We start from the raw sequence: 21,387 nt of genomic DNA, 5'->3' as shown, positions 1-21,387 counted from the left end.
CCTATATTGATCGCAATTCGACACTTTCTGGCCGCCTCTCGCGGCTTGCGATCATGACCACCCGTACGCCTACCCTGTTTCTCTCGCACGGCGCGCCCACGCTGCCGATCGACCCGTCGCTGCCGTCCGGCGGCTTTACGACGCTCGCGCAGCATCTGCCGCGTCCGAAGTCCGTGCTGATGCTCTCCGCGCACTGGAATACGCTCAAGCCAGCCGTGAGTACGGCTAAGCGGCCCGAAACCATCCACGACTTCTATGGCTTCCCGCGTGCGCTCTACGAGATCCAGTACCCCGCGCCCGGCGCGCCCGAGACCGCGCAGCACGCGGCGGCGTTGCTGCGCGCGCGGGGCGTCGCCGTGGATGAAGAGGCGCACGGCCTCGATCACGGCGCATGGGTGCCCATGTTGCTGATGTTTCCCGATGCCGACGTGCCCGTCGCACAGCTCTCGATCCAGCCGCACGCCGACGCCGCTCACCACTTCGCGCTCGGCCGCGCGCTGCGGGAACTGCGCGAGGAAGGCGTGATGGTGATCGGCTCGGGCCAGATCACGCACAACCTGCGTGCCGCGGACTTCTCGGCGCGCCCCGAAGACGCCGACCCGCGCGTGACCGAATTCACGGACTGGTTCGAAGCACGGCTCGCCGCGCGCGATATCGACGCCCTGCTCGATTACCGCAATCAGGCGCCGCACGCGGTGCTCATGCACCCGACCGACGAGCATCTGCTGCCGGTCTTCGCCGCGCTCGGCGCCGCCGATGACGACTACACACTGGGTGTCCAGTCGCTCGGCACCTACCAGCGCGCGCTCGCGATGACGAACTACGTATTCGGATCGGCCGTCCAGTAACGCCAACGCCGCCGCATCAAGCAACAAGGCCCGCCTGAATCGCTTCAGGCGGGCCTTGTGTGGGTCTTGCATCGCGCAATACGCTTAGTGCGCGCCGATGCCCTCGAGCACTTCATCGTGCTCGTCACGTTCCTTCAGGTACGGCGTGCGATAACCCGAGTTCACGCCCCAGTAGTAAAAGCCGAGCGAGATGATCGCGACCACCAGCATGTCCCAGCCGTAGGGCAGGATATTGAGGCCGCCGAACTGCTTGCTGCCGATCAGCGACAGGACGGCCATCGCCGGCAGGTATCCGCACAGCCACCATGCGGCCTTCAGATCCTGGCCCCAGCCGTCGAAGCCCGTCTTGCCCTGATAGTAGAAGTACACCGGCAGCGCGACGATCATCAGCAGGATGATTTCGCCGGTCAGCGGCCACTTCGCCCAGTACAGGATCATCGACGCGCAGACGAACGCGAACGGCGCGATGACCTTCATGAACGGCACGGAGAGCGGACGCTGGAGGTCCGGCGCGGCGCGCTTGAGCGCCATCAGCGCGATCGGGCCGGTGAGGTACGAAATGACGGTCGCCACCGAGATCACCGCCGCGAGCGAACTCCAGCCGCGGAAGAAGAACATGAAGATGAACGAGACGAGCAGGTTGAACCACATTGCCTGGCGCGGCACGCCGTAGAACGGGTGCACATCGCCGAACATCTTGGGCATCGTGCCGTTGCGCTCCATCGCGTAGATCATGCGCGAGGTCGTGGCCATATAGGTCGTGCCGGTGCCGCTCGGGCTCACGAACGCGTCCACGTAGAGCAGGATCGCGAGCCAGTTCAGGTTCAGCGCGATCGCGAGTTCAGCGAACGGCGACTTGAAGTTGAACGTGTTCCAGCCCTTCATCACGTCGTCCGGGCTGACCGCGCCGATGTACGCAACTTGCAGCAGCACGTAGATCACGAGCGCACAGAGAATCGAGCCGATCACCGCGAACGGCACGCTCTTCGCAGGGTTGCGTGCTTCACCGGCGAGGTTGATCGGGCTCTGGAAGCCGTTGAACGCGAACACGATGCCGCTGGTTGCCACGGCCGTGAACACCGCCGACCAGCCATAAGGCGCGAAGTCGGTCGACTGGCCGAAGTTCTCGTGGTGGAAGCCGGCAGCCATCAGGCCCGCGATCGTGAGACCGGGAATGATGAACTTGAAGATCGTGATCGCGCTATTGGCGCGCGCGAAAAGCTTCACGCCCCAGTAATTGAGCATGAAGTAAATGATCACGAGCAGCGCGGAGAGGAAGAGCCCTGAATGGGTTAGCTCACCATTCACGAACAGCGCATGCGCCCATGGATAGGGCCAGGTGCTCATGTATTGAATCGAGGCTTCGGCTTCGATCGGAATCACCGAAACGATGGCGATCCAGTTGGCCCATGCGCTGATAAAGCCTACGAGCGCGCCGTGCGAGTAGCGTGCGTAGCGGACCATGCCGCCCGACTCGGGGAACATCGCGCCGAGTTCGGCGTAGGTGAGCGCAATCGCCAGAATGACCACGGCGCCAATGATCCAGGCGCAAATGGCTGCGGGACCGGCAATCTTGGCTGCCTTCCACGCGCCGAACAGCCAGCCCGAACCGATAATCGACCCGAGGCCGGTGAACATCAGCGCGAACGGGCCGATGTTCCGTTGAATTGAACTTTTCACGTCTTCTCCTGTTTCAAGAGCAGTTCGACGCCGCTTGCCCCGTCTGTTGTGCGGGCGGGTTCCGACAGCGGTCGCACCTGCGTACGAATGGATTGCACCCTGAAGCGCAACCTATTCGCGGCGCGTAGTTTAACGGTTGCACCAAAAAAACGCCTCGGAAATCGCTACGGCACTACAAAAAAAACAGTCACTTAGCAAGCTTTGTAAGGCTTTGCTTCGACCCCGGCGTAAAAATATGTCGAATTAGCCAGGACCCTGGTTGACCTTGCTGCCAATTAGCCGTATAAAGTCCGAGCAGGATTTCAAGCGGCGAGTGTGAATAGGTCTTTCGTAGTTCGCCCATCAACGGTACTCCGGCTGGTCCCATACCCCTTCCTTGATTTTCGTGCACCTCTTTGGCTTCGGCCTTCATTCATTTTTAGGAAAGTATTATGGAAACCGGTACCGTCAAGTGGTTCAATGACGCTAAGGGCTTTGGCTTTATCACGCCGGACGGCGGTGGCGAAGATCTGTTCGCGCACTTCTCGGAAATCAAGGTTGACGGCTTCAAGACGCTGCAAGAGAACCAAAAGGTTCAATTCGAAGTCCGTACGGGCCCGAAGGGCAAGCAAGCTGCAAACATCAAGCCGGTCTAAGTACCCGCTCTGAGTGTCGGGGCTCCAACCTCTAGCCCCTGACCAGCAAGCTTACCGAAAAACCCCACGCTTCCTCTGGAAAGTGGGGTTTTTTGTCGCCTGTAGTTTTGTCGATGAATTTCGTGGGCAACGGCTATCCGGCCGCCACCGCGCATCTTAGCCGAACAGGCGCTGCGCGTGGATGCCCAGCCCCGTCGCCACGCTGGCGAGACGGTCGCCGAACACGGGCTGCGCCTGCGGGAAAGCCTCGGCGAGCGCCTGGGTCAGGAACAGCAGGCCCGTGGAGCCGCCCGTGAAATAGAGCGCGTTGACCGCGCCCGGCACCACGCCAGCCGCCTGGACGGTATCGCGCGCGGCCTGCACGATGCGGCGCGTTTCCTCGCGGCCCGCATCGATCAATTGCGCATCGCCGAACGCGAGGCGCAGATCGGCTTCCACCTGCTCCAGATCGATCATCGTCTCCCCGCCCGCCGACACCCCGATCTTCGCCTCCTCCGCATGCGCCATCAGCGCATGGCCCAGACGCCACTCGACCACGCGCATCAAGCGGTCGTGGTGCACGCTGTTGCCATAGAGGTGGCGCATGAGCTTGAGCTCGGTCACGCGCTTGGGCGGATAAACCGTGTTGATGAGATGCCACGTCGCGAGATCGAAATAGACGCGGTTAGGCACCTCGCGGCCTTCCGGGTCGAGCGCCTGATAGCCAAGCTCGCGCAGGATCGTCGCAAGTTCCACGCGGCGGTCGAAATCCGTGCCGGCGACGTGTACGCCGTGGTGAGCGAGCACGTCGCTCTTGCGCTCGAGTTGCGCCATGCGCTTCGGGCCGACGCGCACGAGAGAAAAGTCCGAGGTGCCGCCGCCAATGTCGGCCACGAGCACGAGGCCCTCTTCAGTCAGGCGCGACTCGTAGTCGAACGCCGCCGCAATCGGCTCGTACTGGAACTCGATCTCCGTAAAACCCACCGAACGCGCGGCCGCTTCGAGCTGGTCCTGAGCGAGCTGGTCGGCGCGCGGGTCTTCATCGACGAAAAATACCGGGCGGCCCAGCACTGCGCGCGTAATGGACGCCCCCGCACAACGCTCGGCGCTGCGCTTCAGGTGCTCCAGAAAGATTGCGATGATTTCCGTGTAGCGGATTGCGCTGCCGTCGCCGAGATCGGTCGTGCTCTCCGCGAGCGGCGAGCCGAGGATGCTCTTCATCGAGCGCATGAGGCGCCCGTCGAAACCGTCGATATAGGACGTCAGCGCCGCGCGGCCGAATTCGCGGGTGTGCTCGTCGATATTGAAGAACACCGAGGTGGGCAACGTGGTGTGGGCGCCCTCAACAGGCGCAAGGCGCATGGCGTCGCCGGGCATGGCGCCTGGCAGCGCCACGGCCGAATTGGAAGTACCGAAGTCGATTGCGCAAAACGGGGTCATGGCAATGACGCGCAGCGGGCGCGCACAAGGAGGAAGGCTGGGAGGACCGGCTTTGTATCACGAAAGCGCGGCACGGGGCAACCGAAGGGCGGTGATGCGTCCCCGCAAGAAAAAACGCGCGGGCTGAGCCGCGCGTCTCGTTCACTGCTGCGTTGTTGCTGCCGCCCTTGCTATGCGGGGGTCGCCGGCTCTATGGGCTTGAGCCGCATCACCGCTTGAAGGGCTGCTTCCACGCGTTCGCGTAGGCGATATCGCCCAGCGCCGAGCGCGTGCGCTCCGCCTTTTCGCGGTCGCGCAGCACTGGGTCGAGCTTCTCGGTTTCGCCGTAATGGCCGATCGAGATGATCGCGAGCGGCTCCACGTCATTCGGCAGCGCGAACTCCTTGCGGAACGCATTCACGTCGAAGCCGCTCATCTGGTGCGCGGCCAGTCCCAGCGCATGGGCCTGGAGCACCAGCGACATGGCCGCCGCGCCGGCGTCGTACTGCGCCGTGCGGTTCACTTCACCCTTCGCGTTGAGCGTCTGCGCCGTCACCGCGATCAGGATCGGCGCGGGCGCGTTCCATTGCTGGTTGAACGGCACGAGCGTCGAAAAAGCGCGCTTGAACGCGACTTCGTCGTTCGAGCGGTCGAAGACGATGAAGCGCCACGGTTGCAGGTTATAGGCGGACGGCGCCCAGCGCGCGGCCTCGATCACGGCGTGCAGCGTCTCGCGCGAAACCGGCTCGCTCGAATATGCACGCGGGCTCCAGCGGCCGGCGATCAGTTCGTGGATGGGCACGGCTGTCGGTGCGGGTTTGTGCTTCGTCATGCCTTGTCTGTCCTTGAGGGTTGCGGGCGCACGCCCGGGGCCAACAGCATACCTGCGCCCGGTGAAACGCGCTCAGGCAAAAAAAGCGCTGTTGGCGCTTCGGGGTACGTCGGCTGATCGCGCCGCTCAAGCCGTCCTCAAGCCGTCCTCAAGCCGTCTGGACCCCAACCGCCCGCGCTCCGCGATTGATGCGCAGCACGACAAACGAAGCGATCAGGCACAGGCCGCCCGAGATCATCGAGGCCACCGTGTACGTGCCAAGGCTCGAGCGCAGCAGCCCCGCGCCGAAGGCCGCGAAGGCCGCGCCCAGTTGGTGGCCCGCGACCACCCAGCCGAAGATGATCGGCGCGCGCTCCTTGCCGTAGACATCGGTGGCAAGACGCACCGTTGGCGGCACGGTCGCGATCCAGTCGAGCCCGTAGAACACGGCGAAGATCGGCAGTCCAAAGAAGTCGATGCCGAAAGCGTGCGGCAGATAGATGAGCGACAGGCCGCGCAACCCGTAGTACCAGAACAGCAGCACGCGCGCGTTGAAGCGATCGGAGAGCCAGCCCGAAAGCGTGGTGCCGAAGAGGTCGAAGATGCCCATCGTCGCGAGCAGCGACGCGCCCTGCACTTCCGTCATGCCATAGTCGCCGCACATGGCGATGAGGTGCGTGCCGACATAGCCGTTCGTGCTCGCACCACAGATGAAAAAGCTGAAAAAGAGCAGCCAGAAGTCGCGCGTGCGGCTAGCCGAGGTAAGCGCGCCGAACGCGAGCTTGATGGGGTTTTGTTGCGGTGCCGGCGGCGCGACAGGCGCGTCATGCGACTCGCCATATGGGCGCAGTTGCATGCTGGCCGGCCGCTCCGGCAGGAGAAACGCCACAAGCGGCAGCACGACGGCGGCCGCTACCGCAACCACCAGCACCACGGGCTGCCAGCCGTGCTTTTGCGCGATCGCCGCGAGAAAAGGCAGGAACACGAGCTGCCCAGTGGCCGAACTCGCGGTGAGCACGCCCATCGCGAGGCCGCGATGGGTGGTGAACCAGCGCGTCACGACCGTCGCGGAAAGCGAGAGCGCCGCTACGCCCGTCGCGCCGCCCACCATCACGCCCCAGATCAGGATCATCTGCCACGGATGCGTCATCAGTGCGGAAAGCGCCACGCCCGCCGCCATCGTGCCGAGCGCCGCGAGCAGCGTGGGCCGCACGCCGAAGCGCTGCATCGCCGCCGCCGCGAAAGGGCCCATGAGTCCATACAGCGCGATGTTTATCGAAATCGCCAGCGAGATCGTCGCGCGGCTCCAGCCGAATTGATGCTCGAGCGGCACCATCATCACGCTCGGCGTCGCACGCGTGCCGGCGGCCGCCAGCAACACGAGAAACACCACCGCCACGACGATCCATCCGTAATGGAAACGTCCGCCGACCATTCTCGCTGCCCAGTTCATCGATGCTCCTTACTCTGGTCCCATGCAACCTGGTTGCCTGCTCCGTCTGGAGCCAGCTTCGTTGACATTCTTTTCTGCCTGCTTGCTCATGGGCCGCGCCGGTTGTTACCGATCGGTCACAAGTGTGTTGCGATAGTAGTGACCGCTCGGTAACATGTCAAGCGTAACCCTGATGAAGAGATGCCCGAAATGTCCAACCAGCCCAAGCGTGAAGACGCTGCCTCAACCACCGCCGCCAAGCCTGGTGCGGCGCGCGCGGGCCGCACCCGCACCCAGACGGCCGGGCCGCGCGCCCAGGAGCATCTGCTGCTCGCGGCGGACGAATTGTTCTATCGGGAAGGCGTGCGCGCGGTTGGCATCGAAGCCGTGGTCGAACGCGCGGGCGTCAACAAGATGAGCCTGTACCGGCAGTTCTCGTCGAAGGACGATCTGGTGGTCGCGTATCTGAAGCGCTGCGACGAGCGCTTCTTCGAGCGCTTCGAGGCGAGCATCGCGAAGCATCCCGGCGATCCCGCCAAGCAATTGGTCCAGTATTTCGAGGATCTCGCACAGCGCGCGTCCGCGGCAGATTACCGTGGCTGCCCGTTCGTCAACGTCTCGGCGGAGTTTCCAGACGCCGCGCATCCGGCGCGGCAGAGCGTGGCCGACAACAAGTCGAAGCTGATCGCGCGGCTGAACGAACTCGCGCAAGCCGCCAACGCGGCCGACCCCGCTGCGCTCGCCGACGAACTCGCGCTGCTGATCGAAGGCATCTATGCGGCAAGCCAGACCTATGGACCCGGCTGCGGGCCGATCCTCGCCGCACCGCGCATGGCGAAGCTGCTGATCGACGCGGCGTGCCGCCCACCGCACGGGCCCCGCTGACACGCCGGTAGAATGCCGCCATGACCGACACCGCCGCTCCCCGCGCTACGAGCGCCCAGCCCGAACACGCCGAAATTCTCGCCGCGACCCGCCACTGGCTCACGCGCGCCGTGATTGGCCTGAACCTCTGTCCGTTCGCGAAAAGCGTGCATGTGAAGGGCCAGATCCGCTATGCGATCAGCGAGGCAACCGATCTGGAGGGCGTGCTGGCCGACCTGGAAACCGAACTGCGTACACTCGCGGATGCCGCGCCCGAACAGATCGATACGACACTGCTGATCCTCCCGCACGCTTTAGCCGACTTCCTCGACTACAACGACGCGCTGCACTTCGCCGACATGCTGCTCGCGCAACTGCGTCTGGAAGGCACGCTGCAGATCGCGAGCTTCCATCCCGACTATCGGTTCGAAGGCACCGAGCCCGACGACATCGAAAACTACACGAACCGCGCGCCGTATCCGATCCTGCATCTGCTGCGCGAGGCCAGCATCGAGCGCGCCGTAGACGCGTTTCCCGACGCCGCCGACATTTACGAACGCAATCAGGAAACGCTGCGGCGCCTCGGCCTCGAAGGCTGGCGCGCGTGGATGGCGAAGCGCGACGAAGAGTGAACCTCGCCGCCCGCTTGAGCGGTTAAGGGGCGGTAAAGGTATTTACCCGGCGCTCGACACGCCGGCCGGCTCGCCCGCATCGGCGCCATCGACGAAATAGCGCTCGCGCAACTCCGCAAGCCCAAAGGTGTCGAGAATCTCGTTGAGCCGCTCCGAAGGCCGGCGTCGCGGCAGATTCTTGTATTGCGCGATGATGAGCTCGTTTTTCATCGAGTGTTCCCAGCCCACCAGTTCCGTCACGCTCACCTGGTAACCATGCGCCTCCAGTTGCAGGCAGCGCAGCACGTTGGTGATCTGGCTGCCGAACTCGCGCGTATGCAGCGGATGGCGCCAAATTTCCGTGAGCGCCTGCCCCAGCGACTTGCCCTTGTTCCGGCGCAGCACGCCCGCCACTTCAGCCTGGCAGCACGGCACCACGACGATATAGCGCGCATGCTTCTTGAGCGCGAAGCGCAAGGCATCATCGGTGGCGGTGTCGCACGCGTGCAATGCCGTGACGATGTCGACCGTGGGCGGCAGTTGCGTGGACGTAATTGAATCGGCCACCGAAAGATTGAGAAACGACATGCCTGGGAAGCCAAGCCGCTGCGCGAGCTCGCGCGAACGCTGCACCAGCTCGTCGCGCGTCTCGATACCGAAGATGCGCGAATTGTCGTGCAGTTCCTTGAAAAAAAGGTCGTACAGGATAAAACCCAAGTACGACTTGCCCGCGCCGTGGTCGACGAGCGTAACGTCATGGCCATCCTGCTTGAGGTCCTTGAGCAGCGGCTCGATGAACTGGAACAGGTGATAGACCTGCTTCAGCTTGCGGCGGCTGTCCTGGTTCATCTTGCCGTCGCGTGTCAGGATATGGAGCTCCTTCAGGAGTTCGATCGACTGGTTCGGACGGATTTCGTAAGTCTTGCTTGACATCGGGTCGGCACAAAAGAGAGGCGTCAATTGCCACGAAACGTGCGGCAGGCGACGGAACGCGGCAGGTAGATCTGACATTTTACGGAAAAAGCTCAAAGAGGCTGCGGACCAGAGGGGACGGCCCGATTGCCCCACAGTTGGAAGGTTGTGCGTCCGGATCGCTAACCCACATCCGGACGGCAGGGAGGGGTTGATTAGAAGAGACGCGGCAGCGCCGTGCCGCCGCCGTCCACAAAGGACCAATTTGGGGCGCGACTCACCGGCCAAGGACCGGGAATGCGCGCATGGGAGGTCGCTCCGGGTTCACAGGAAGCGATGACACAGGTACGGCGCAGCCCTCGCTGCGCAATGACGCACGGTGCTGCGCGACCCTGCATGGGGCATGCAATGAACACGATACCGGATGGTAATGCGGAGCAAAAATTTCAGGCGCTGCTTGCCAAGCTCGTAGATGTGCCCGAGTGGACGGAAAAGCAGCAACTGGAACTGGAAATGGCCCGCGACATCTCAGTCGAGATGCTGCGGCTTGCCGAGGAAATGCGCGACGGCGCGGCGGATCTCGAGAACTGCCTGATCCTGCTGAAGTACGCCAAGGTGCTTGATTTCGTGATGTCCGCTCTGGCAGCACGCAGGGACATCAAGCCGCAAACGCTCAGGGTGATCTTCAAGCTAGCCGGCCTGAGGGTCGACGAGGCCTATCCAGGTTAGCCAACCTGGCGCCGGATGGCCTTGGCCGGCCGCTGCTGAAACAGCATTCGGGCAGGCACTGCCGCCTGCCACAACCAGGCCCGGCAGCACGCCGGGCCGCCTTTCTTCTGTTGTCCGAATCGGCATGCGGCGCGCTTGCCCGAAATTGCCGTGGCTAGTTTACGACCCCGCTTTACGACCCCGCGCTCGCCTTCAGTCGCCACAGCGACGTAATTTCCGCCGTGCGCGCCCGATATAGCGGATCGGTGGGATCGCTCGCTTTGGGATGGCGGGGCCGGATGTCTTCGCGCCCGGCAACTTCGAGACCCGCCTGCGCAATCATCTCCATCAGCGCCTCGCGCGTGCGCAAGCCAAGATGCTCGGCAAAATCGGAGAGGATCAGCCAGCCCTCGCCGCCCGGCTCCAGATGATCCTTCAAACCGGCGAGAAAGCCGCGCAGCATGCGGCTGTCCGGATCGAACACCGCGTATTCGATCGGCGACGCCGGTCGCGCCGGCACCCAGGGCGGATTGCAGACCACGAGCAGCGCACGCCCCGGCGGGAACAGGTCGGCCTCGATGACTTCCACACGATCGCTGTAGCCGAGCTGCGCAAGGTTCTCTCGCGCGCAAGCGAGCGCCCGGGCGTCCTGATCGGTGGCGATCACCTGCTTCACGCCGCGCGCGGCCAGCACGGCGGCGATCACGCCCGTACCCGTGCCGATGTCGAACGCCCGCTCGAGCGACGGTAACGGAACGCGCGCGACCAGATCGAGATACTCGCCGCGCACCGGCGAAAAAACGCCGTAGTACGGGTGAACGCGTGCGCCCCCCAGCGCGGGAATCTCCACGCCCTTCTTGCGCCACTCGTATGCGCCGATCAAGCCGAGCACCTCGCGCAGCGACACCGCCGATGGCTCGCCGTCAGGCGCACCCCATGCCTGCTCGCACGCGAGCGTGACATCGGGCGCGCGGCGCAACGGAATCGAATAGTCGCCTTCGAGCGGGAGCAGGACCATACCGAGCGTGCGCGCACGCTGCGCCTGCGCCTGACGGTGCAGATGAAACGCCTCGAGCGGCGTGGCCGCCGGCTTCGGCGCGGAGGAGCTCTTGCGCGACTTGCCCGAGGGACGATCAGCGCGGCGCGCCATGGCCTGCAGGAGTTGCCGCGCATTCTGGTAGTCGCCGCGCCACAGCAGCGCGGTGCCTTCGCAGGCAAGGCGGTAGGCTGCATCGGCCGTGGTGCGGTCGTCGGCGACCACCACGCGCTTCGGCGCCGGCGCACCGGCCTCGGAACGCCAGCGGACGGTGCGCGGGCCATCGGTGTCGGGCCAGCTCAAGGTGGGAAAGTCGGTCATAGGATTCGAATGCTTGACGGCCCGCCGCGACGGCGCGCCTCGATATGCGGCGCCATCATATAGCAGACCATGGCCATGCGCAGCGCCGGGACGCCGATCGGACCGGCATGACGGCATCATCGCGCAGCGCCGCGCTGGCGTCGACCTGACCGGACGGGGTAGCACGAACGGCAGGGACGAACGACGGAAACGAACAGCCGCACGCGGCCAGTAAAATGAGCGGCAATTCGCGCAGGGGCGCACAACCAGAACATGCCAGAGACGAACCAATCGAGTCGTGCAAAACGCGCGGGCAGCACCGATAAGCGAAGCGCGCGCGCCAACCACACCAACCGCGCCGGACTCGACGCAGGCTTCTATGCGGGGCTGCTGCGGATCGCCGGCTTGCAGGAAACCGTGGCAAGCGGCAAGGCCGTCGTTGTGCGGTGCGCTCCGGATGAACGCAGGCCCGGCGCGCTTGTCGAGTTGGCGATCGCGGGCACGGAGGCACTGGAAGCACCCGAAGCGTCCGTGCCGAACCTGACGAACTCGCGCGCCCCCGCTTGCTCGCCGGATCGAGAAGCCCTCATCTTTCGCGCTGCTCTGCGGCTTTGCATCGCCTGGATCGGCCGCGTCATGTTCCTCAAGCTGCTGGAGGCGCGGCTGCTGATGCTGCACGAACGCGATCCCGCTTATGCCTTTCTGCACAGCGAACGCATTGGCACGTTCGCCGAGCTCGATGTGCTCTGGCGCGAAGTGCTCGGTGGTGGCTCGCCTGACGCCGGGTCGCCGCGCCGCTATCCGCATCTGCCGCGCTTCGACGGCTCCACGTTCGAGCCCGCCGATCTCGCGAAGCATGCGGTCACGCTCGGCTCGCTAGATTCCGCGCTGCCCCCTCATGCGCGCAATACAGCCGCTGATCTGCTCGATTTCCTCGATGAATTCGAGTTCGGGTTTGACGCGAGCGCGGACGGAAAGCGCGTCGATTCCGCAACGCTCGGGCTCGTCTTCGAAAAGCTCAACGGTTATCGCGACGGCGCGTGGTACACGCCGGAGAGCGTCGCCACGTTTCTCGCACGCGAAGCCATCACGGGTGCGGTGCTGGGGCGCTTCAACCACGTTAAGGGCTGGCATTGCAAGACTATCGATCAGCTATCCAAATCAATTGACAACAAAGAAGAGGCGCGCACGATCTTCGCCGCGCTGCGCGTATGCGATCCGGCCGTTGGAACCGGACATCTGCTCGCTTCCGCGCTCGACGAATTGCTCGCGGTAAAGTCGCGCCTCGGCTTGTTCGACGATCGCGATAATCCTGCGCTCGCTGGACTACGAATCGAGACGGTGACGGACCGCCACGTCATCACACGCGCTCACGACGAAACACCCGTGCAGCGGCAACGCGTCGACGCCGCGCTTTATCGCGAGAAACGCGCAATCGTCGAACACAATCTGTTCGGCATGGATATCGACGACCAGGCGCTCGGCCTCGCGCGCCTTCGCCTCGCGTTTGAACTACTCGCGCACGCGACGTACGACGACGACGGTGTTTTCGCCACGCTGCCGGATCTCGAAGCCCATCTGAAACAGGGCAATGCCGTGCTGGACCCCATCGTCTTCGACGCAAAACGCGACGACGCCTTCGATGCCGTCATCGCCAACCCGCCGTACATCGACTCCGAACGCATGATCAACGAAGGCCACAAGCCCCTGCGCGAAGCGCTCGCACAGCGCTGGCCGAGCGCGCGCGGCAACTGGGACCTCTACATCGTCTTCATGGAACTGGGCCTCGCACTGACCGCGCAGCACGGAACGATGGCCTTTCTCACACCCGACAAATGGCTCGCGAAGCCGTTCGGCTCCGCGTTCCGTTCGCACCATCTCGACACGATCGCGCGCATCGTCGCGCTGGGCCGCGAAGTATTCGAACGCGCGCAGGTCGATTCGATCGTGACGGTGTATCGCAAGTCCGGCACGGACCACATCGAGACGGCGCGCCTCGAAGGGCCAACACTCACGCCGCTCGCGCGCGTGCGCAAACGCGAGCTCGAAGCGCCATGGGCGCTCGATGCACTGCTCTCGCCGCACTTTGCGTTCGTACGGCGGCTCATCCATGCGCATCCGGCGCTGGGCTCGCTGCTGCGATGCGAGAACGCCTGCGCGACGGCGGACGCTTACCGGCTCGCGCCATTGATGGACGAAGCGCAAGACGGCTTCGATGCGCGCCGTCACTACCGCGTGGTCAACACCGGCACGCTGGGCCGCTACGCCTCACGCTGGGGCAGCAAGCCGATGACCTATCTCGGACGCCGCTACGCGCGTCCCGTGGTCGAGCGTTCGCGTTTCGCGGCGACATTCGCAAACAGCTACGGCACGAGGGCGGACGCGAAAAAGGTGATCGTGAAAGGCCTCACGCATCTGCATGCGACGCTCGATCTCGCTGGCGACACAATCCCGGGCAAGACAACGCTGATCCTGCGCTCCAACGACGAGAACCTGCTGAAATTCGCGGCTGCGGTGCTGAACTGCCCGCTCGCGGGATTTGTCACGCGCGCACGCTATGGGGCGTCGAGCTATAACGGCGGCGTGGCGTTTACCAAGGCGATGATCGACGCATTGCCGGTGCCTGCTGATATAGCAGTGCGCGCAGAGATTGTGCGCTTGGTGGATACGTTGCTGCGGTTGAAACAATCGGGACAGGAGGCGCAAGGCGAAGCGCTCGAGCGCGAGATCGATTTGTCGCTTTATGCGGCGTATGGGCTGGGACAGGAAGAGATCGGGCTGGTGGAGGGCAGCGGCCGGAAGCAATAGCGCCTCGATCCACACCCAAAACGAAAAAGGGTTACCGCTCACGAAGCGATAACCCTTTTCGATGCATTTGGTGCCGGCTGCAGGACTCGAACCCGCCACCTGATGATTACAAATCAACTGCTCTACCAGATGAGCTAAGCCGGCGTGGCCCGCGATTCTACCTCATTTCACGATCTTGAGGTGACCCTTTCCACCCTTCGCAGCGCTGTCGTCGCCTTTGTCCTTTTCGGGGACAGACACAGCCGGCTCCGGCGCCTCGGCTTCACGCGCCGCATCGGCAGCAACTGGCGCCGTTTCGTCGTCATGCTCCTGGGCGGACGGCAGCACGTCATCGGCGTCGCCCGGCGGCGCGTCGACCGGGAACGCCATGCCCTGGCCGTTCTCGCGCGCGTAGATCGCGAGCACGTTCGACACGGGCACCTCGATCTTGTGCGACTTGCCGGAAAAACGGGCGTGGAACTCGACCATCTCGTTGCCCATCTGCAGCTGGCTCGTGGCCTCGAAGCTGATGTTCAGCACGATCTCGCCGTCACGCACGAACTGGCGCGGCACGCGCGTGCGGTTGTCGACTCGCACCGCAATGTGCGGCGTGAAGCCGTTGTCGGTGCACCACTCGTACAGCGCGCGCAGCAGATACGGCTTGGTGGAAATCTCTTGCATCAACAATCCTCTGACAAGGCGGCGCACCCGGCAGCCAAACAACCACCCGGCACCCGCCGCCTCCTGTTACAACACCGGCTTAGCGGCGCATCACCTTTTCCGAAGGCGTCAGCGCTTCGATATAGGCCGGACGGCTGAAGATACGCTCGGCGTACTTCATGAGCGGTGCGGCGTTCTTCGACAGTTCGATGCCATAGTGGTCGAGGCGCCACAGCAGCGGCGCGATCGCGACGTCGAGCATCGAGAACTCTTCGCCCAGCATGTACTTGTTCTTCAGGAAGATCGGCGCGAGCTGCGTGAGGCGGTCGCGGATCGCGAGGCGCGCCTTTTCGTGATTCTTCTCGGCAGCCTTGCCCTTCTCGTTTTCGAGCGTGCTCACGTGCACGAACAGTTCCTTCTCGAAGTTGAGCAGGAACAGGCGCGCGCGGGCGCGCTGGACCGGATCGGCCGGCATCAGCTGCGGGTGCGGGAAGCGCTCGTCGATGTACTCGTTGATGATGTTCGATTCGTACAGAATCAGGTCGCGCTCGACCAGAATCGGCACCTGACCGTACGGATTCATCACGGCGATGTCTTCCGGTTTGTTGAACAGGTCGACGTCACGGATTTCGAAGTCCATGCCCTTTTCGAACAACACCAGCCGGCAGCGCTGGGAGAACGGGCAGGTAGTGCCGGAGTACAGAACCATCATGATTTACATTTCCTCAATAAACCCAAAAGGCCGGCAGGCAACACACCGTCTGACGGTCGCTGAACCATCAGGCGGTGTCTCGTCGCACCGGCCCACGTCGGTCAGGACGTGATTATTTGATATCTTTCCAGTACGCAGCGTTCAGTCGCCACGCGAAAAAGCTCAGAACGCCGAGGAACAGGAGCACCCAGACCCCGAGCTGCTTGCGGGTTTTCTGCTCCGGCTCGGCCATCCAGCCAAGGTATGCAACAAGGTCGGCCACGGCAGAATCATAATCTACCGGCGAAAGCTTCCCTGGTGTGACCTGTTGGTACCCCACAAAACGGCGGACCTTCTCCCCCGTTTCCTCTTCCACAATGTCTTCGAACTTCGCCGTGCGCACGCCCTGCAATTGCCAAAGTACGTTGGGCATGCTCACGTTTTCGAACGCCAGGTTGTTCCAGCCGGTCGGCCGCGTGTCGTCGCGATAGAAGCTGCGCAGATACGTGTACAGCCAGTCGCGTCCTTTCGCACGCGCTTCCACGGAGAGGTCCGGCGGCGCCACGCCGAACCACGTCTTGGCGTCGTCCGGGCGCATCGCGATGGACATCGTGTTGCCGACTTTATCGGTCGTGAAAAGGAGATTATCTTCGATTTGCTTCTGCGGGATGCCGATAGCTTCCAGCCGGCTGTAGCGCATCAAGTTCGCACTATGGCAATTCAGGCAATAGTTTACAAACAATTGCGCGCCATGTTGCAGCGAAGCAAGATTTTCGCCGTTATCGGGTGCGTGGTCGAGCGGAATGTTTTCCTGCGCCGCAGCCGATCCCACCCCGAATCCCAGAGCGCATGCCAGCGCAACTCCGGCAATGCCCGCGCCGGTCGCCCTTGCGAGCGTCGAAAAGAGAGATTTCATCATCGTGTCTTCCTCGCTCGCTGATTAATGGGGCTTGAACCGCACGCGCTCGGGCGGCTGCTTGAAGGTGCCAAGCGTCGTCCAGAACGGCATGCCGAGGAAAAACGCGAAATAGACGAGCGCGCAGATCTGGGCGATCAGCGTCGCTGCCGGCGAGGGCGGCCGGGTTCCGAGGAATCCGAGCGTCAGGAACGCGAACACGAAGATCGCGAGAAAGACTTTGTGGAACAGCGGCCGGTAGCGAATCGACTTCACCGGCGCGCGGTCGAGCCACGGCAGGAAGAAGAGCGAAACGACCGCCGTGCCCATCACCACGACGCCCCAGAACTTCGACTCGGTGAAGTGCATCGCCAGGATCACGAGGATCGCCAGCACCGGCAGGCCCGCCCGCCACTTGCCACGTGCGCGCAACAGCGCAAGCAGGCCGAGCAGCGCGATCACGATCATCAGCACGATCTTGAACGGGTCCGTCGTGGCGCGCAGCATCGCGTAGAACGCGGTGAAGTACCAGACAGGCGCGATCTCGGGCGGCGTCTGCAGCGAGTTGGCCGGCACGAAGTTGTTGGCTTCGAGGAAGTACCCGCCCATCTCCGGCGCGAAGAACACGATCGCAGCGAAGATCATCAGGAAGATGCACACGCCCATGAAGTCGTGCACGGAGTAGTACGGATGGAACGGAATGCCGTCGAGCGGAATGCCGTTCGCGTCCTTTTTCTCCTTGATCTCGACGCCATCGGGGTTGTTCGAGCCCACTTCATGCAGCGCCACGATATGCGCGACTACGAGCCCGATCAGCACGAGCGGAATCGCAATCACGTGGAATGCGAAGAAGCGGTTGAGCGTGACATCGGAGACTACGTAGTCGCCGCGGATCCAGAGCGACAGGTCCGGGCCGATGAAAGGAATCGCCGAGAACAGGTTCACGATCACCTGCGCGCCCCAGAACGACATCTGGCCCCACGGCAGCAGATAGCCGAAGAACGCTTCGGCCATCAGGCACAGGAAGATCGCGCAGCCGAAGATCCAGACGAGTTCGCGCGGCTTGCGGTAAGAACCGTACAGCAGCCCGCGGAACATGTGCAGATACACGACCACGAAGAACATCGATGCACCGGTGGAATGCATGTATCGGATCAGCCAGCCCCACGGCACCTCGCGCATGATGTACTCGACCGACGCGAACGCGAGCGTCGCGTCGGGTTTGTAGTTCATGGTGAGGAAGATGCCGGTGACGATCTGGTTCACCAACACCAGCAGCGCGAGCGAGCCGAAGAAGTACCAGAAGTTGAAGTTCTTCGGCGCGTAGTACTCGGACAGATGCGCTTTCCAGGTCGACGTCATTGGAAAGCGCTTGTCGATCCAGCCGACGAGTCCCGAAGAAGCGCCCGTCGTTGTGACTTCTTTGTCGTGTCCCGTCGTCGCCATTACGCTTCTCCTTTCTCGTCCTTGCCGATCACGATCCGCGTCGGAGACGTGAACATGTACCGGGGGATGTCGAGGTTCTGCGGCGCGGGCTTGTTCTTGAACACGCGGCCGGCGAGATCGTAGGTGGAGCCGTGGCACGGGCACAGGAAGCCGCCGGGCCAGTCGTCGGGCAGGTTGGCCTGCGGGCCTTCCTGGAAGCGCGGCGTGGGCGTGCAGCCCAGATGGGTACACACGGCAACGGCCACGAGAATGTTCTGATGCTCGGCGCGCGAGCGGTACTCGTTATTGCAGTAGTCTGGCAGCGGCATCGAGAAAGGATGCTCGGAGTGAGGGTCCGCCAGCTCGGGATCAGCCTTCTTGCAGTCGGCCATCATGCGCTCGGTGCGCTTGAGGATCCACACGGGCTTGCCGCGCCACGCCACGGTCATCATCGTGCCGGCTTCGAGTCCGCTGATGTCGACTTCAACCGGCGCGCCGGCCGCGCGGGCTTTTTCGGATGGTGCAAACGAAGCTACGAAAGGTACGACAGTGGCTACGCCTCCAATGCCACTTGCTACGGACGTCGCAATCAGCCAGGTACGGCGGCTGCCGTCGACGCGGTCGTTCTCATTGTCTCGCATCACATCGCCCCACTTCTGAGTTGGATTTATCCGTCACGCCAGCAAACCCGCGGTGCTGCCGAACGCTAGTTTGCTCGAATGGAGTTGGCATTTACAAGAGGCGTGCTCCAAAAACCGTGCGAAGTCCTTGATAACTCGGGGTTTTCCCCCAGAAAATGGGGCCATTTTCTGGCTAGACCGGATTGTGGATGTCGATAAAGAGATGCTCGATGTCGAATGCCTCGGCAAGGTGCGCGCCGACTGCCTGCACGCCAAAGCGCTCAGTGGCGTGGTGGCCTGCGGCAAGGAACGCCACACCGCTTTCGGCCGCGGTGTGAGTCGTGGGCTCCGAGATCTCGCCGGTCAGGAAGACATCGGCGCCCGCGTCGATCGCCGCGTCGAAGTAGCCTTGCGCCGCGCCGGTGCACCAGGCCACATGGCGCAGTTCCCAGTCGGGGTCGCCGAGCACGAGCGGCGCGCGGCCGAGCGTCTGCTCGACTTGCGCCGAGAAATGCGCGAGCGTGATGGGCATGGGCAGCGTGGTCATCCACCCCAGATCCTGGTCGCCGAAGCGTTTTTCGCCGATCCAGCCGAGCTTGGCGCCCAACTGCGCGTTATTGCCCAGTTCAGGGTGGCTGTCGAGCGGCAGATGGTAGGCGAAGAGATTGAGATCGTTCGCCAGAAGCGCCTTGAGGCGGCGGTGCTTGCGTCCCGTGATCTGCGGCGCCTCATTGCGCCAGAAGTAGCCGTGGTGGACCAGCACGGCGTCGGCGCCCCACTCCAGCGCGGCTTCGAGGAAGGCGAGCGAGGCAGTCACGCCGGTCGCGATCTTCTCCACGCGACGCCGCCCTTCCACTTGCAAGCCATTCGGGCAGTAGTCCTTGAACCGCGCGGATTCCAGAAGATTGTTCAGATACAATTCCAGTTCGATCCGATCCATATAATCCTCTAATCTTCAGATGCTTAGACGCTTTTGGCTGTTCTTCGCCCAGGCGGTGACGGTCCTGCTGGCGTTGATGTTCATCATCGCGACGCTCAAGCCGCAATGGCTCCAGCACCAGGGGCAACTCGGCAAGCAGCTCGCGGAGCCGATCGTCGCATTGCGGGAAGTGGCGCCGGGCATCGGCGGCGGTCCCGCGCAGAGCTCCTATGCGGATGCGGCCCAGAAGGCGATGCCCGCGGTCGTCAACGTGTTCTCGAGCAAGGACGGGTCGCTGCCGCCCGATCCGCGCCAGAACGACCCGCTATTTCGCTACTTCTTCGGCAAACCCAATACCAACCGTAAGCAGCAGGAACAGCCCGCCGCGAACCTCGGTTCGGGTGTGATTGTCAGTCCGGACGGTTACATTCTAACGAACCAGCACGTGATCGACGGCGCGGATCAGATCGAAATCGCGCTTTCCGACGGCCGCACCACCAATGCGAAGGTGATCGGCATCGATCCGGAAACCGATATCGCCGTGCTCAAGATCAATCTGCCGAACCTGCCCACCATCACGCTCGGGCGCATGGACCAGGCGCGCGTGGGCGATGTCGTGCTCGCCATCGGCAACCCGTTCGGCGTGGGCCAGACGGTCACGATGGGCATCATCAGCGCGCTCGGGCGCAACCATCTTGGCATCAACACGTTCGAGAACTTCATCCAGACCGATGCGCCCATCAATCCGGGCAACTCGGGCGGCGCGCTCGTCGACGCGAACGGCAACCTGCTCGGCATCAACACGGCCATTTATTCGCGCTCGGGGGGCTCGCTCGGCATCGGTTTCGCCATCCCCGTCTCCACGGCGCGCAGCGTGCTGGAGAGCATCATCACGACGGGCACGGTCACGCGCGGCTGGATCGGCGTGGAGCCGCAGGACGTGACGCCCGAGATCGCCGAGTCGTTCGGGCTGAACCAGAAGCAAGGCACGATCGTCGCGGGCGTGCTCCAGGGCGGCCCCGCCGACAAGGCCGGCATCAAGCCCGGCGACGTCCTGACCACGGTGAACGGAGAAGACATCACCGACACCACGCGCCTGTTGAACGTCATTGCGCAGATCAAGCCGGGCACCGCCGCCAAGGTTCACCTCGTGCGCAAGAACAAGGACATGGACCTGAACGTGACGATTGGCAAGCGCCCGCCGCCGCCCAAGCAGCAGAATCAGGACGACGAAGGCGACGACGAAGGCGGTTGACGGCCCGCACTGAACCGGCAAGCGCAAGAAAAAGGCCGCGAAACGTTCCCGTTCGCGGCCTTTCTTTCTTGCTTCGTGACTGGCTTAGGACTCGTTCGCGGCCTCGCTCTCGTCGGTGGCGCTCTTCTCGCCGGTCCCGATGAACAGCCGCGCCGCGATAATCCCCGCTTCATACAGCACGATCAGCGGCACCGCCAGAATAAGCTGCGAGAACACGTCCGGCGGCGTGACAACCGCGGCAACGATGAACGCCCCAACGATCACATAAGGACGAATCTCCTTGAGCTTCTTCACCGTCAGCACGCCCATGCGCACGAGCAGCACGACGATGATCGGCACCTCGAAGGTCACGCCAAAAGCGATGAACATCGTGAGCACGAAGCTCAGGTAATTGTCGATATCCGTCGTCATCTCCGCACCGAGCGGCGCGTTGTAATGCGCCATCACCCGGAAGATGGTGGGAAACACGACGAAATACGCGAACGCCATGCCGCACAGGAACAGCGTGTAGCTGCTCCCCACCAGCGGCGCGACCAGCTTCTTTTCGTGCTGGTAAAGGCCTGGCGCGACGAACGCCCAGATTTGGTAAAGCACGAATGGCAGCGCAATCACGAAGGCAACCAGCATCGTCACCTTCATTGGCACGAAGAACGAGCCGGTCACGTCGGTGACGATCATCTTGCCGTCGCGCGGCAGGTTCTGCATCAGCGGGCGGGCGAGCAGCCTGAAGATGTCCGGCGCCCAGTACACGAGCCCGACGAACACGACGATCACGGCAATGCCCGCGCGAATGATGCGGTCGCGCAGTTCGACGAGGTGCGAGATGAAGGTCTCTTCAGTGCCCTCGTCTTGTGTTTGTTGTGGGTCGCTCACACCGGCCCTCGGGGGTTGGAGATAGAC

General features: G+C 63.3%; 20 protein-coding genes and 1 tRNA gene. 7 read left to right on the top strand and 14 right to left on the bottom strand.

Translation table 11 applies throughout. The annotated features are described in order from the left end of the window. Positions 1–53: 53 nt before the first annotated feature. A complete protein-coding gene (locus tag NH14_RS30230; RefSeq protein WP_035531582.1) occupies positions 54–848 on the top strand; it encodes a DODA-type extradiol aromatic ring-opening family dioxygenase in 795 nt (264 codons plus the stop codon). Positions 849–932: 84 nt separating this feature from the next. Here the strand turns inward: NH14_RS30230 and NH14_RS30225 are convergent, their stop codons facing one another. After that, positions 933–2,528, bottom strand: a complete 1,596-nt coding sequence (locus NH14_RS30225; RefSeq protein ID WP_035531585.1) for an APC family permease — start codon at positions 2,526–2,528, stop codon at positions 933–935. A gap of 431 nt (positions 2,529–2,959) precedes the next feature. Between NH14_RS30225 and NH14_RS30220 the strand changes: the two genes are divergently transcribed. Then, a complete protein-coding gene (locus NH14_RS30220; RefSeq protein WP_027797379.1) occupies positions 2,960–3,163 on the top strand; it encodes a cold-shock protein in 204 nt (67 codons plus the stop codon). 156 nt (positions 3,164–3,319) lie between these two features. Here the strand turns inward: NH14_RS30220 and NH14_RS30215 are convergent, their stop codons facing one another. The 3 genes from NH14_RS30215 to NH14_RS30205 form a co-directional block, all read right to left on the bottom strand. Then, on the bottom strand, positions 3,320–4,582 hold the full coding sequence (locus tag NH14_RS30215; protein ID WP_035531589.1) for an Hsp70 family protein: 1,263 nt from the start codon (positions 4,580–4,582) through the stop codon (positions 3,320–3,322). 208 nt (positions 4,583–4,790) lie between these two features. After that, on the bottom strand, positions 4,791–5,393 hold the full coding sequence (locus NH14_RS30210) for a nitroreductase family protein (RefSeq protein WP_035531592.1): 603 nt from the start codon (positions 5,391–5,393) through the stop codon (positions 4,791–4,793). A 148-nt stretch (positions 5,394–5,541) separates the two neighbouring features. After that, complete coding sequence (locus NH14_RS30205) at positions 5,542–6,825, bottom strand: MFS transporter (RefSeq protein WP_035531596.1); 1,284 nt, start codon at positions 6,823–6,825, stop codon at positions 5,542–5,544. 189 nt (positions 6,826–7,014) lie between these two features. Between NH14_RS30205 and NH14_RS30200 the strand changes: the two genes are divergently transcribed. Together NH14_RS30200 and NH14_RS30195 are read left to right on the top strand one after the other, a co-directional pair. Next, complete coding sequence (locus tag NH14_RS30200; protein WP_035531747.1) at positions 7,015–7,689, top strand: TetR/AcrR family transcriptional regulator; 675 nt, start codon at positions 7,015–7,017, stop codon at positions 7,687–7,689. A gap of 20 nt (positions 7,690–7,709) precedes the next feature. Then, entirely contained in the window at positions 7,710–8,300 is a 591-nt protein-coding gene (locus tag NH14_RS30195; RefSeq protein WP_035531599.1) for a DUF1415 domain-containing protein, read from the top strand. A 42-nt stretch (positions 8,301–8,342) separates the two neighbouring features. Here NH14_RS30195 and NH14_RS30190 read toward each other — a convergent pair whose 3' ends face one another. Further along, a complete protein-coding gene (locus NH14_RS30190; protein WP_035531603.1) occupies positions 8,343–9,212 on the bottom strand; it encodes a class I SAM-dependent methyltransferase in 870 nt (289 codons plus the stop codon). A 387-nt stretch (positions 9,213–9,599) separates the two neighbouring features. On the opposite strand from NH14_RS30190, the gene NH14_RS30185 reads away from it, so the two are divergent. Then, positions 9,600–9,920, top strand: a complete 321-nt coding sequence (locus NH14_RS30185) for a hypothetical protein (protein ID WP_035531606.1) — start codon at positions 9,600–9,602, stop codon at positions 9,918–9,920. A gap of 172 nt (positions 9,921–10,092) precedes the next feature. Here the strand turns inward: NH14_RS30185 and NH14_RS30180 are convergent, their stop codons facing one another. Next, complete coding sequence (locus tag NH14_RS30180) at positions 10,093–11,256, bottom strand: methyltransferase (protein WP_035531608.1); 1,164 nt, start codon at positions 11,254–11,256, stop codon at positions 10,093–10,095. A 252-nt stretch (positions 11,257–11,508) separates the two neighbouring features. On the opposite strand from NH14_RS30180, the gene NH14_RS30175 reads away from it, so the two are divergent. After that, positions 11,509–14,043, top strand: a complete 2,535-nt coding sequence (locus NH14_RS30175) for a type IIG restriction enzyme/methyltransferase (RefSeq protein WP_035531611.1) — start codon at positions 11,509–11,511, stop codon at positions 14,041–14,043. Positions 14,044–14,111: 68 nt separating this feature from the next. Here the strand turns inward: NH14_RS30175 and NH14_RS30170 are convergent. The 7 genes from NH14_RS30170 to NH14_RS30140 form a co-directional block, all read right to left on the bottom strand. Further along, a tRNA-Thr gene (locus NH14_RS30170) sits at positions 14,112–14,187 on the bottom strand. Positions 14,188–14,205: 18 nt separating this feature from the next. Further along, complete coding sequence (locus NH14_RS30165) at positions 14,206–14,703, bottom strand: ClpXP protease specificity-enhancing factor (protein WP_035531614.1); 498 nt, start codon at positions 14,701–14,703, stop codon at positions 14,206–14,208. 79 nt (positions 14,704–14,782) lie between these two features. Next, a complete protein-coding gene (locus tag NH14_RS30160; RefSeq protein WP_027797364.1) occupies positions 14,783–15,394 on the bottom strand; it encodes a glutathione S-transferase N-terminal domain-containing protein in 612 nt (203 codons plus the stop codon). A gap of 112 nt (positions 15,395–15,506) precedes the next feature. Then, positions 15,507–16,289: a cytochrome c1 gene (locus NH14_RS30155; protein WP_035531750.1), complete on the bottom strand. Its 783-nt coding sequence runs from the start codon at positions 16,287–16,289 to the stop codon at positions 15,507–15,509. 24 nt (positions 16,290–16,313) lie between these two features. Continuing rightward, on the bottom strand, positions 16,314–17,714 hold the full coding sequence (locus tag NH14_RS30150) for a cytochrome b (RefSeq protein ID WP_035531617.1): 1,401 nt from the start codon (positions 17,712–17,714) through the stop codon (positions 16,314–16,316). After that, positions 17,714–18,334 carry a ubiquinol-cytochrome c reductase iron-sulfur subunit gene (petA, locus tag NH14_RS30145; RefSeq protein ID WP_035531620.1) on the bottom strand — a complete coding sequence of 207 codons (621 nt, stop codon included), beginning with the start codon at positions 18,332–18,334 and terminating at the stop codon, positions 17,714–17,716. Before petA ends, NH14_RS30150 begins: the two co-directional genes overlap by 1 nt. A gap of 172 nt (positions 18,335–18,506) precedes the next feature. Beyond that, positions 18,507–19,253 carry a Nif3-like dinuclear metal center hexameric protein gene (locus tag NH14_RS30140; RefSeq protein ID WP_035531623.1) on the bottom strand — a complete coding sequence of 249 codons (747 nt, stop codon included), beginning with the start codon at positions 19,251–19,253 and terminating at the stop codon, positions 18,507–18,509. A 19-nt stretch (positions 19,254–19,272) separates the two neighbouring features. Between NH14_RS30140 and NH14_RS30135 the strand changes: the two genes are divergently transcribed. Then, positions 19,273–20,487, top strand: coding sequence for a Do family serine endopeptidase (locus tag NH14_RS30135; protein ID WP_035531626.1), 1,215 nt, complete (start codon positions 19,273–19,275; stop codon positions 20,485–20,487). Positions 20,488–20,571: 84 nt separating this feature from the next. Here NH14_RS30135 and tatC read toward each other — a convergent pair whose 3' ends face one another. Then, positions 20,572–21,360 carry a twin-arginine translocase subunit TatC gene (tatC, locus tag NH14_RS30130; RefSeq protein ID WP_035531628.1) on the bottom strand — a complete coding sequence of 263 codons (789 nt, stop codon included), beginning with the start codon at positions 21,358–21,360 and terminating at the stop codon, positions 20,572–20,574. Positions 21,361–21,387 lie beyond the last annotated feature (27 nt).

This window comes from Paraburkholderia sacchari, from assembly GCF_000785435.2.
GTDB classification, from domain to species: Bacteria; Pseudomonadota; Gammaproteobacteria; order Burkholderiales; family Burkholderiaceae; genus Paraburkholderia; species Paraburkholderia sacchari.
Note: the sequence above shows the minus strand (reverse complement) of the source record. Positions and strands in the feature narration are given on the sequence as shown.

Bases quoted from the DNA above. Each gene is read 5' to 3' on its own strand.
- NH14_RS30230 (WP_035531582.1), top strand. From the start codon at position 54: ATGACCACCCGTACGCCTACCCTGTTTCTCTCGCACGGCGCGCCCACG.
- NH14_RS30220 (WP_027797379.1), top strand. From the start codon at position 2,960: ATGGAAACCGGTACCGTCAAGTGGTTCAATGACGCTAAGGGCTTTGGC.
- NH14_RS30215 (WP_035531589.1), bottom strand. From the start codon at position 4,582: ATGACCCCGTTTTGCGCAATCGACTTCGGTACTTCCAATTCGGCCGTG.
- NH14_RS30210 (WP_035531592.1), bottom strand. From the start codon at position 5,393: ATGACGAAGCACAAACCCGCACCGACAGCCGTGCCCATCCACGAACTG.
- NH14_RS30205 (WP_035531596.1), bottom strand. From the start codon at position 6,825: ATGAACTGGGCAGCGAGAATGGTCGGCGGACGTTTCCATTACGGATGG.
- NH14_RS30200 (WP_035531747.1), top strand. From the start codon at position 7,015: ATGTCCAACCAGCCCAAGCGTGAAGACGCTGCCTCAACCACCGCCGCC.
- NH14_RS30195 (WP_035531599.1), top strand. From the start codon at position 7,710: ATGACCGACACCGCCGCTCCCCGCGCTACGAGCGCCCAGCCCGAACAC.
- NH14_RS30190 (WP_035531603.1), bottom strand. From the start codon at position 9,212: ATGTCAAGCAAGACTTACGAAATCCGTCCGAACCAGTCGATCGAACTC.
- NH14_RS30185 (WP_035531606.1), top strand. From the start codon at position 9,600: ATGAACACGATACCGGATGGTAATGCGGAGCAAAAATTTCAGGCGCTG.
- NH14_RS30180 (WP_035531608.1), bottom strand. From the start codon at position 11,256: ATGACCGACTTTCCCACCTTGAGCTGGCCCGACACCGATGGCCCGCGC.
- NH14_RS30175 (WP_035531611.1), top strand. From the start codon at position 11,509: ATGCCAGAGACGAACCAATCGAGTCGTGCAAAACGCGCGGGCAGCACC.
- NH14_RS30165 (WP_035531614.1), bottom strand. From the start codon at position 14,703: ATGCAAGAGATTTCCACCAAGCCGTATCTGCTGCGCGCGCTGTACGAG.
- NH14_RS30160 (WP_027797364.1), bottom strand. From the start codon at position 15,394: ATGATGGTTCTGTACTCCGGCACTACCTGCCCGTTCTCCCAGCGCTGC.
- NH14_RS30155 (WP_035531750.1), bottom strand. From the start codon at position 16,289: ATGAAATCTCTCTTTTCGACGCTCGCAAGGGCGACCGGCGCGGGCATT.
- NH14_RS30150 (WP_035531617.1), bottom strand. From the start codon at position 17,714: ATGGCGACGACGGGACACGACAAAGAAGTCACAACGACGGGCGCTTCT.
- petA (WP_035531620.1), bottom strand. From the start codon at position 18,334: ATGCGAGACAATGAGAACGACCGCGTCGACGGCAGCCGCCGTACCTGG.
- NH14_RS30140 (WP_035531623.1), bottom strand. From the start codon at position 19,253: ATGGATCGGATCGAACTGGAATTGTATCTGAACAATCTTCTGGAATCC.
- NH14_RS30135 (WP_035531626.1), top strand. From the start codon at position 19,273: ATGCTTAGACGCTTTTGGCTGTTCTTCGCCCAGGCGGTGACGGTCCTG.